Below are 2,499 nucleotides of genomic sequence, written 5' to 3' on the forward strand. Positions count from 1 at the left end.
CATGCACGCCGCCGGTATCAGTGACCGTATGCCGATTGAGCAGGTCGAGGCGGCTGATCTCTCGGCCATGCTGTCGGCGAAGGCCGGTGGTGCGGCGGTGCTGGATGAGCTGACCGCGGACCGGGAGCTGGATGCGTTCGTGCTGTTCTCCTCCGGCGCTGCCACCTGGGGCAGTGGCGGGCTGAGCGCTTATGCGGCGGCGAACGCCTACCTCGATGCGCTGTGTGACAGCCGGCGGGGTCGTGGTCTGGTGGCCAGTTCGGTGGCGTGGGGCCTGTGGGCCGGTATCGGTATGGCCGCCAGCGCCGAAGGTGAGCGCCTGGTGGACTTCGGGATGGAGGGCATTGACGCGGAGCGTGGGATGCGTGCTCTGGGTCAGGTGCTGGATGCGGGTGAGGGTTCGATCGCTGTTGCCGGTTTCGACTGGGCGCAGTTCGTGCCGACCTACACCCTGCATCGCCCCAGTCCGCTGCTGACGGGGCTGCCCGAGGTCCGTGAGATCCTCGCGGCCGAGGCCGAGCCCGGCGTCTTGGCGGACACGTCGGAGCTGGTGGCGCGGCTGTCGGGTATGCCGGTGGGTGAGCAGCGGCAGGTGCTGACGGATCTGGTGCGTAGTAACGCGGCGGCGGTGCTTGGGCACGATGCGGCGGCGGATGTGCTGCCGCAGCGGGCGTTCAAGGACCTGGGCTTCGATTCGGTTGGCGCGGTCGAGTTGCGGAACCGGTTGTCGGCGGCGGCCGGGGTGCGGCTGCCCTCGACGATGGTCTTCGACTACCCGAACGCCGCCGCGCTCGCCGAATACCTGCGTGGCGAACTCGTCGGTTCGGCGGAGTCCGAGGGTGCGGTGCAGGTGGTGGCTGCGGCCGGCGGTGAGCCGATCGCGATCGTCGGCATGGGCTGCCGTTACCCGGGCGACGTCAACGGACCGGACCAGTTCTGGGACCTGCTGGTTGCGGGCACGGATGCGGTGGGCGGCTTCCCGACGGACCGTGGCTGGGACGCGTTCGAGGAGGAGTTCGGCGGCGAAGCGATCCGTGCGGGGCGGGCGTATGCCCGGCAGGGCGGGTTCCTCTATGACGTGGCTGACTTCGACGCGGCCTTCTTCGGGATCAGTCCGCGTGAGGCGATGGCGATGGACCCCCAGCAGCGGCTGCTGCTGGAGACCGCCTGGGAAGCGATCGAGCGGGCGGGTCTTGCGCCGTCCTCGCTGCACGGCTCGGCCACCGGTGTCTTCATCGGCGCCAGCAACTCGGGTTACGACAACAGCTTGCCCATCGATGATGCGAGCTTGAACGGTTACCGGCTCACCGGCGCCATCTCCTCGGTGGCCTCCGGCCGGATCTCCTACACGCTCGGACTGACGGGTCCGGCGATGACGGTGGACACGGCCTGCTCCTCCTCTCTGGTGGCCCTGCACCAGGCGGTGCAATCGCTGCGGGCCGGTGAGTGCACGATGGCGCTGGCCGGCGGCGTCGCGGTCATGACCTCGCCGGACGCGTTCATGGAGTTTTCCGAGCAGGGCGGTATGGCCTCCAGCGGCCGGTGCAAGGCGTTCTCGGACGAGGCCGACGGCATCGGCTGGGGCGAGGGCGCGGGCATGCTGATGCTGGAGCGTCTGTCGGACGCGCGGCGCAACGGCCACCAGGTGCTCGCGGTGATCCGGGGCAGCGCGATCAATCAGGACGGTGCGTCGAACGGTTTGTCCGCGCCGAACGGTCCTTCGCAGCGTCGGGTGATCCGTGCCGCGCTGGCGAACGCGCAGGTCTCCGCTGCTGATGTTGATGTGGTCGAGGCGCACGGCACCGGGACCACGCTGGGTGACCCGATCGAGGCCGGTGCCCTGCTGGCCACCTACGGGCAGGAACGTCCCCAAGGGGGCCGCCCGTTGTGGCTGGGTTCGGTGAAGTCGAACATCGGCCACACGCAATGCGCGGCCGGTGTGGCGGGTGTCATCAAGATGGTGCTCGCGCTCCAGCACAGCGTCCTGCCGAAGACGCTGTATGCGGAGACACCGTCCACACACGTGAACTGGTCGTCCGGGAACGTGCAGCTGCTCCGGGAAGACCAGGAGTGGCCCGCGGGTGACCAGCCCCGCCGGGCGGGTGTCTCGGCCTTCGGGATCAGCGGCACGAACGTTCACGTGATCCTGGAGGAAACCCCGCACGAGGAAGCAGCGGTGGAGCCCGCGCCGGAGGGCGAGGGCGAGCCGGGGTTGCCGGTGCTGTCGTCTGGTGTTCCGGCGTGGGTGGTGTCGGGTCGTAGTGCGGTGGCGCTTGCGGGTCAGGCGGGTCGGTTGCGGGAGCATGTGGTCGGGCGGCCGGAGTTGGCGGCGTCGGATGTGGCGCGTTCCCTGGTCTTGACGCGGTCGGTGTTTGAGCATCGTGGGGTGGTGCTGGGGTCGGAGCGTGAGGTGCTGCTGGCGGGGTTGGCCGCGGTGGCGACGCAGCAGCCCGGGGCCGGTGTGGTGACCGGTGAGGTGGCCCCGGCCGGTACCGGTTC

General features: G+C 69.8%; 1 protein-coding gene. It reads left to right on the forward strand.

The features are described 5' to 3' along the window. Nucleotides 1-28: 28 nt before the first annotated feature. Nucleotides 29-2,499, forward strand: a 2,471-nt coding sequence (locus STBA_RS28195; protein ID WP_253195065.1) for a beta-ketoacyl synthase N-terminal-like domain-containing protein, incomplete at its 3' end; no start/stop codon positions are given.

The sequence above is a fragment of the Streptomyces sp. MP131-18 genome, from assembly GCF_001984575.1.
In the GTDB taxonomy this organism is placed as follows: Bacteria; Actinomycetota; Actinomycetes; order Streptomycetales; family Streptomycetaceae; genus Streptomyces; species Streptomyces johnsoniae.